The organism is Meiothermus cerbereus, assembly GCF_051297115.1.
GTDB lineage: Bacteria > Deinococcota > Deinococci > Deinococcales > Thermaceae > Meiothermus > Meiothermus cerbereus_A.
The window spans coordinates 60,500-67,075 of the sequence record NZ_JBEVAL010000008.1 but is presented as its reverse complement, the minus strand read 5'-3'; the positions used below and the strand labels follow the sequence as shown (position 1 = coordinate 67,075).

At 60.5% G+C, this 6,576-nt stretch carries 8 protein-coding genes and 1 tRNA gene; 5 read left to right on the top strand and 4 right to left on the bottom strand.

Annotated features, from left to right (window positions below):
* Positions 1-73 precede the first annotated feature (73 nt).
* On the top strand, positions 74-373 hold the full coding sequence (locus ABWU19_RS03240) for a rhodanese-like domain-containing protein (protein ID WP_435900334.1): 300 nt from the start codon (positions 74-76) through the stop codon (positions 371-373).
* Positions 374-379: 6 nt separating this feature from the next.
* Here ABWU19_RS03240 and ABWU19_RS03235 read toward each other — a convergent pair whose 3' ends face one another.
* The 3 genes from ABWU19_RS03235 to ABWU19_RS03225 form a co-directional block, all read right to left on the bottom strand.
* Positions 380-1,240: a sulfurtransferase gene (locus ABWU19_RS03235; RefSeq protein WP_435900333.1), complete on the bottom strand. Its 861-nt coding sequence runs from the start codon at positions 1,238-1,240 to the stop codon at positions 380-382.
* A gap of 140 nt (positions 1,241-1,380) precedes the next feature.
* The gene (locus ABWU19_RS03230; protein WP_435900332.1) at positions 1,381-1,887 is read right to left on the bottom strand and encodes an RrF2 family transcriptional regulator; all 507 of its coding nucleotides are present in this window, start codon (positions 1,885-1,887) and stop codon (positions 1,381-1,383) included.
* Between the two features lie 43 nt (positions 1,888-1,930).
* Positions 1,931-2,890, bottom strand: coding sequence for a nitrilase-related carbon-nitrogen hydrolase (locus ABWU19_RS03225; protein WP_435900331.1), 960 nt, complete (start codon positions 2,888-2,890; stop codon positions 1,931-1,933).
* A gap of 117 nt (positions 2,891-3,007) precedes the next feature.
* Between ABWU19_RS03225 and ABWU19_RS03220 the strand changes: the two genes are divergently transcribed.
* From ABWU19_RS03220 to ABWU19_RS03205, 4 genes are all read left to right on the top strand, one after another.
* A complete protein-coding gene (locus ABWU19_RS03220) occupies positions 3,008-3,376 on the top strand; it encodes a hypothetical protein (RefSeq protein ID WP_435900330.1) in 369 nt (122 codons plus the stop codon).
* A gap of 37 nt (positions 3,377-3,413) precedes the next feature.
* Positions 3,414-3,489: transfer RNA gene (locus tag ABWU19_RS03215), tRNA-Ala, on the top strand.
* A 345-nt stretch (positions 3,490-3,834) separates the two neighbouring features.
* Positions 3,835-4,233: an IS200/IS605 family transposase gene (gene tnpA, locus ABWU19_RS03210; protein WP_435900329.1), complete on the top strand. Its 399-nt coding sequence runs from the start codon at positions 3,835-3,837 to the stop codon at positions 4,231-4,233.
* A complete protein-coding gene (locus tag ABWU19_RS03205) occupies positions 4,234-5,436 on the top strand; it encodes an RNA-guided endonuclease InsQ/TnpB family protein (RefSeq protein WP_435900328.1) in 1,203 nt (400 codons plus the stop codon). It abuts the gene before it with no gap.
* An 11-nt stretch (positions 5,437-5,447) separates the two neighbouring features.
* Here ABWU19_RS03205 and ABWU19_RS03200 read toward each other — a convergent pair whose 3' ends face one another.
* Positions 5,448-6,497, bottom strand: a complete 1,050-nt coding sequence (locus tag ABWU19_RS03200; protein ID WP_435900327.1) for a chromate transporter — start codon at positions 6,495-6,497, stop codon at positions 5,448-5,450.
* Positions 6,498-6,576 lie beyond the last annotated feature (79 nt).

Genomic DNA, 6,576 nt, shown 5'->3' with positions numbered 1-6,576 from the left:
GCTTCATCTTTGCCCACAACTTCAGGCAGCTGGCCAGCGTTTTGTAGGTAGCAACTTGGGTTATCTTAGGCATATGCGAACCCTAAAACCCGAGCTGCTCAAGAACTTTCTCCAGGACAACCCCCTGATAGTGGATGTGCGACCCCCCGAACAGTACAACCGCGCCGACCTCGAGGGTGCTGTGCATATCCCGTTGCACGACATCCAGCACGGCAACCACAGCCTGCCCAAAGACCGCCCCCTGCTCTTGGTCTGCGAGCGGGGGGTGATGAGTGAGCTGGCCGGGCTCTACCTCGAGGCGGCCGGGTACGAGCTGGTGTACAACCTCGAGGGGGGTCTGCAAAGGCTACGTAAAATGGCCGATAACCGCTAACCGGGGCTACCGTTCCGGGCCTTTCTCGATGGGCACACCCACCGCGTTGCCCCACTCGGTCCAGCTACCGTCGTAGTTTTTGACGTTGGGAAAGCCCAGCAGGTGCTTGAGCACAAACCAGCTATGGCTGCTGCGCTCGGCAATACGGCAGTAGGCGATCACCTCTTTATCGGGGGTGATGCCTTTGCTCTCGTAGATGGCCCGGAGCTCCTCCGCGCTCTTGAAGGTGCCGTCGGAATTCACCGTGGTGGCCCAGGGAATGCTCTTGGCCCCGGGGATGTGCCCCCCACGCAATACCCCTTCCTGGGGGTACTCGGGCATGTGGGTTTTTTCGCCGGTGAACTCGGCGGGGCTGCGCACATCCACCAAAGCGCCCTTGCCTGCTTTGACCTTCTCCAGGTGGGCCAGCACTTCGTCGCGGAAGGCCCGCAGACGGGGGTCGCGCTGGCCGGGGGTGTACGTGCCTCTGGGATAGCTGGGCACCTCGGTGGTGAGGGGTTTGTTCTCCTGGATCCACTTGATGCGTCCGCCGTTCATCAGCTTGAGCTTGGGGTGTCCGTTGTAGCTAAAGAACCAGAAGGCGTAGGCCGCCCACCAGTTGTTCTTGTCGCCATACAGCACGATGGTGGTGTGGTTGGAGATGCCCAGGCGCTCGAACAGGGCGGCCAGTTCGTCGGGCTGGATAAACTCGCGGATGGTGTCGTCCCAGAGGTCGGCCTGCCAGTCAATCTTCTGGCTGCCGGGAATATGCCCGGTGTCGTAGAGCAGGATGTCTTCGTTGACCTCGAGGATACGCACCTCGGGGTTGCTCAAGTTTTCCAGTACCCAGTCGGTTGAAACCAGTACATCGGGGTTGGCGTAGCTCATCTTTATCCTCCCAAAAAAACCTCAGGCCCTACACCAGAATAGCTTAGGGCAAAGGGAACCAGGGTTGTGCGGGTTTAGATTACAAAGAATGTAATCTATTGGGTGGGTTTCAACGGCCCAGCTCCGAGAGCGCTTGTTCTTTAGCGGGATGATGGTCTCCTGGGCGAGCGGCGGGTGAGAAGCTCGCTCGAGGGCAGCAGGTGGTCCAGGCACGCCGAGTAATCTAGCCCCTGCTGGAAGTCGGCGGCCAGGTCGGCCACGCTGACCTGGCCCAGGCTTTGCAAAACGGCGTCGCGCACCTTGAGCCAGACGGTGCTGCGGGCATGGCAGCGCTGCTCCTCCTGGCAGGCTTTGGGCCAGTTGAGGCTCACGCAGGCCAGGGGGGCGATGGGGCCATCCACGGCCCGGATCACATCGCGCAGGTTGATCTCCTGGGGCGGACGGGGCAGGGCATACCCCCCACCCTGCCCCTTTTTGGAAACTACCAGATGATGCCCCACCAGCGCGGCCAGAATCCGCATGAGGTAGGTATGGGGCACGCCCGTGACCTTGCCCAGCTCTTCGCTGCCCACGAAGCGCTCGAGGGGCTGGGTGCCCAGGTAGCCCAGGATCTTAAAGGCGTAGATATCGGTTTTGGAGAGGCGCATGGCCCCAATTTAGCCCAAAGCCCAGCGCCCAGGATGGGTGGTACTAGAAAGAAGGCCCGCTATCGGACAGTTCTACTGCCACACGCACAAAGGCATCGCCTACGGGGCTATGGGCCAGCGCCAGCGGCCCGCCGGCCTGGTAGATGCCGCTCTTGCCCTCGAAGTAAAGCTCGTAGAGGTGTCCGTTGAGCATAGGGTTGAGGCCATAGCGAAGGTTTTCTCGCTTCTGCAGCTTTTTGGCCAGCCCTTCACGCAGCCAGACCTCGCCCTCTATTTGATCCGGATCGCCACTCCAGGGCCCCTCCCAGCGGGCCGCATTGGCCGAGGGCTGCACCACCAGCCAGGCCCCGGCGGCGTCGGCCTGTTCGATCAGGCTCTCGTGAAAAGCGTCCAGACAGATCAGGTTGGCAATGGTGCCCAGCCGGGTTTTCAGGGTTTGCCTGCCGGGCTGCCCCCGCGACAAAAAAGCCCCCTGCTCATGAGGGGTCAGGTTAACCTTGGGAACACGTCCCAGGATGGTGCCCTGTGGCGATATTACCAGCGACAGGTTATAAACCGGCTTGCCCTGGGTATGAAGACCTCGAGTGGGCTCCGAGTCCATCAGGGGGCTAAAAATGCTACCTGCAACCACATAAGCGCGGGCGGCCTGGGCGGCTTCCCGAAAAGCCTGCTCGTACACCGGCCAGACCTTGGGGGCCCGCAGATGGTAGAACACCGCAGGGCTCAGGATTCCCGGCCCCAGGGAGGCCCGCCAGTTTTGCCGCAGCAGCCAGAGTGCCGCTTGCAGGCTACTCTTGGCCTCCCGCACGGCTGGGGGGGTATCGAGCCAGAACAATAGCGGCAAGGCGAAAGCTTCAGGAAAGGCAACCAGGCGGGGCTCTTGCTCGGGCAGCCCTTGGGTAGCGGACAGGGTTCGCTCGAGCACATACTGCCTGAAGCCCTCGGCACTGCTATAGGGCAGGGCCTGTATCTCGGTTTGCACAGCCACCAGATGCACCCGCATCCACCACACCTTACTACAGCTGCTTTTGTGATGCCTCAGGCTGGCGACAGGAAGGTGAAGGCTGCGTTAACATCTCTCACACACATCTACCAACCATCCGCAGGTAAGGTAGAGGGCATGAAGGCTTTGCTTATTGCGCTGACCCTAAGCTCGGTGGCTTTCGCCCAGGTTCGGGTTACGCTCGAGGCCCCGCCCCCACCTACCCTCACCATCAGCGCAGACATACGGATTGCCCTGGTTCCGGGCATTGTGGTGGTAGAGCGGATCCCCGAACCTCAGGGGATTGTGGTGGTCTACCGTAGCAGCCAGGTGGCCCAGCTGTACGCCCACCATCACCGTGACCTGGTGTCCAGGGGCTGGACAAGGGTCAAGTATCAGGCCAGTGGGAGTAGCTATAAGTCGGAATACCGCAAAGGCCGGGCCAAGGCCAAACTGGAAGTGCGCGACCGGCGGGGTCGGATTGAGGTGCGGATTAAGGAAGGCTAGACAGCGAGGGCGCGCCCCGCTACACTAAACAACGCTTGGGGCCGTGGCGCAGCTGGGAGCGCGCTTGAATCGCACTCAAGAGGTCGGGGGTTCGAATCCCCTCGGCTCCACCAAGCTCAGAAAAAACCGAGGGAACCTGCCCTCGGCTCTTTTTTTAAAGAAAGTAGGACTCGTGTTCACCCCTCAAAGCATTTGATATAAACCCCACTTGAATCATTCCGTTAGGGGCGGTTTAAAGCACCCTGGCTTTTCTGCTTTTCACTGCCCATGCTTCAGGCGGGGGCCCAGAAAAAAAGAACAAATCAAAAACATTTCTTATAGAAGCGAGGGGGTGTGGGGGAGCTATAAAACCCATCCCATTCAGGGATGGTCGCCTCGCCGTGGCGAGGCGGGGACTCCCCCACGTCCGCCCCTGGCGGACATAGCATGGTGGGCGGCAGGTGTGCTATACTGTGTTAGTGTCTACGGCCTACAAACACAAGCACACCTCCGTCTCGCTGCTGCGCTACCACTTCGTTTTCGTGCCCAAGCGCCGCCGCAAGATTCTGGTAGGGCCGTTGGCCGAGCGCCTGGAGGTTTTGCTCAGGGAGAAGGCCGCTGAACTTGGGTGGGAAATCATTGCCCTGGAAATCATGCCCGACCACGTGCATCTGTTCCTTTCGGTAGACCCCGACGTGGCCCCCAACCAGATTGCCCACCGCCTGAAGGGCTACACCTCGCATGTGCTGCGCCGGGAGTTCCCCCACCTCATCCGCCTTCCTGCCCTGTGGACGCGCTCGTACTTCGTGAGCACGGCGGACATGGTCAGCAGTAAAACCATCGAGCAGTACATTGCCGCCCAGAAGACGAGGGACTGAATGGCCGTACACCGCAAGGTCTACCGCTTCCGCATAGAACCCACCCAAACCCAAGCTGAGGCGTTGTTGCGTATGGCGGGGGCCAGGCGGTTCGTGTGGAACTGGGGCCTTGCACGGCGTAAGGAGGCGTATGCGGCCACCGGGAAGGGGTTGACCTACAACCAGCAAGCCACTGAGTTGACCGCCCTGAAGAAGAAGCCGGAGACCGCTTGGCTCAAAGGGGTGGACAGCCAACTCTTGCAACAAGCCCTGAAAGACCTTGACCGGGCCTACCAAGCCTTCTTCAGCAAGCGGGCCAGGTTCCCCCGCTTCAAGAGCAAGAAGCGGGATGAGCCTCGCTTCCGCATCCCCCAGCGGGTCAAAGTCGAAGACTCCAAAGTCTATGTCCCCAAGGTCGGTTGGGTCAGGATTCGCCAGAGCCAGCCGATAGACTGCCGTATCAAAGGGGCCACCTTCAAGCGAGACGGCGAGGGTCACTGGTACGTCAGCCTGACGGCTGAGTTCGAGATGCCCGACGTACCCTTGCCCCCCGCCAACCCTGAGCGGGTAGTAGGGATAGACCTCGGGTTGAAGGATTTCGCGGTGCTTTCGGACGGTACGAGAATCGCCCCGCCCAAGTTCTACCGCAGGGCCATGAAGAAACTTCGCAAAGCACAAAGGGAGCTTTCCCGCAAACAGAAAGGGGGCAAGAACCGTGACAAAGCTAGAGAGCGGCTGAACCGGGTGCACACCAAGGTCCGCAACCAGCGGCAAGACTGGCTGCACAAGCTGACCACCGGACTCGTCCAGAAGTACGACGGGCTGTGCATCGAGGACCTGAACCTGAAGGGGATGGCGAAAACCAAGCTGTCCACATCGGTTCTGGATGCAGCCTTGGGCGAGTTCCGCAGGCAGCTAGAGTACAAGAGCATCTGGTACAGGAAGCACCTGGTGGTCATCGACCCCTACTTCCCCAGTAGCAAGCTCTGTCGAGAGTGCGGGACAATCCACACCGCCCTCACCCTCTCGGACAGGGTTTGGACCTGTAGGTGCGGGGCGGTGCATGACCGAGACCTGAACGCGGCGCGGAACATCCGGGCTGAAGGAATCCGCAGGATTCCCGTCGCCGTGGGGCACACGGAGACGCAAAACGCTTGGGGAGAGAACGTAAGACCTACAAATGGTAGGCAGTTCTCGTTGAACCAAGAATCCCACCGGCTTTAGCCGTGGGAGTGTCAACAACCCATCCCGATGCTCCATAGGGCGCCTCCCAGTGCAAAAAGCCCCAGGAGGGGTAGGGGGTGGAAATTGCGCAGCAAAAGTATCAAAGCCAGCAGCGCAACCAGCAACTCCCCCCAGCCCACCAGGGTTTCGCGCCCTAGCAGCCATAATGCCCACGCGATCAACCCCAGGGCCGCCCCAGAGGCACCTTTGAGAAAGGCTTCGGCCAGGGGATGCCCTTCCAGGCGGCGCAAGACGCCGACCACCAGAAAGGTAAATACAAAAGAGGGTAGAAAAATACCAACGGTTGAGAGCACTGCCCCAGGGAACCCTGCGGCCAGGTAACCCGCCGCAGTTGCCGTGGTGAGCAAGGGGCCTGGTGTGATCTGACCCAGGGCTAAGGCATCCAGGAGTTCGCCGGGGCTAAGCCAGCCTCGAGTGACCATCTCCTGCATCAGCCCAATCAACACGTAGCCCGAGCCGAAAAGGGTAGAACCCACCAGCAGAAAAAACCAGAACAGGCCGATGGGTTCCACGCTCAGCATCTTTGTGCTTCTGCCCAGAACCATCACCAGGCCCACCAGCAGCACCACCGCCCACTCCACTAGACCCAGCCCAGCCATAACGAATCCGGATAGGGCCAGCAGCCAGGTTTGGGGCAGTTTTCTAGGATGGGGCAGCAGATCCCAAAGGGCTTGGGTAATCAGGGCCAGCACCGCCAGCTTGAGCCCCAGGAACGCGCCCTGCGTGAATCGAAGGGAGGCAGCCTCCTGATACAGCGCTACCAAGGCCAGCGTCACCAGGGCAGCCGGCACAATAAAACCAAAACCCGCCAGCAGCAGTCCCCTGGCTCCGCCCCTGGCATGACCCAGCAGCATAGCCGTCTCGGTGGAGTTGGGGCCAGGAATCAGGTTTACGGCGGCCAGCATCTTCAAGTACTGCTCCTTGCTCACCCACTTTCCCTTACCCACCAGTAGCCGTTGGAAAACAGCAAAATGGGCGGCCGGGCCCCCAAATGCGGTCAAGCCCAGCCAGACAAAGGTTTTCAGTATCTCCCAGGGCATAAGACCCAGCTTAGCGCCTAGTTGTCAGCCTACCCTCGAACTCGGCGTATCTGAACAAGCCTCGAGTCAAGCCAGCTCT